1 protein-coding gene is annotated in these 518 nt (G+C 63.5%); it reads right to left on the bottom strand.

What is annotated here, in order from left to right; all coding sequences use genetic code 11:
• Window positions 1-518: GTP-binding protein (locus B2V17_RS10470; protein ID WP_292997388.1), on the bottom strand; the 518-nt coding region annotated here is incomplete at both ends.

Raw genomic sequence — 518 nt, 5'->3', positions numbered from 1 at the left:
AGCAGCTTGCGGAACATTTCGACGCCGGTGACGACGGTCTTCTGGGTGTCCTTGAGGCCGACGACTTCGACTTCTTCACCAACCTTGATGATGCCGGTTTCGACGCGGCCGGTGACGACCGTACCACGGCCCGAGATCGAGAACACGTCTTCGACGGGCATCAGGAAGGGCTTGTCGGTCGGACGCGGCGGCTGCGGGATGGCAGTGTCGACAGCGTTCATCAGGGCAATGATCGATTCCTTGCCGATGGCTTCGTCGCGGCCTTCGAGCGCGGCCAGAGCCGAACCCGGGATCACGGGGATCGCGTCGCCGTCGAAGCCGTAGCTCGAGAGCAGTTCGCGGATTTCCAGTTCGACGAGCTCGAGGATTTCGGCGTCGTCAACCTGATCGACCTTGTTCATGTACACGACCAGAGCCGGAACGCCGACCTGACGGGCGAGCAGGATGTGTTCGCGGGTCTGCGGCATCGGGCCGTCAGCAGCGTTCACCACGAGGATGGCGCCGTCCATCTGCGCCGC

The sequence above is a fragment of the Novosphingobium sp. UBA6272 genome (assembly GCF_002440635.1).
Taxonomy (GTDB): domain Bacteria; phylum Pseudomonadota; class Alphaproteobacteria; order Sphingomonadales; family Sphingomonadaceae; genus Novosphingobium.
This window is presented reverse-complemented; position numbering and strand designations above follow the sequence as displayed.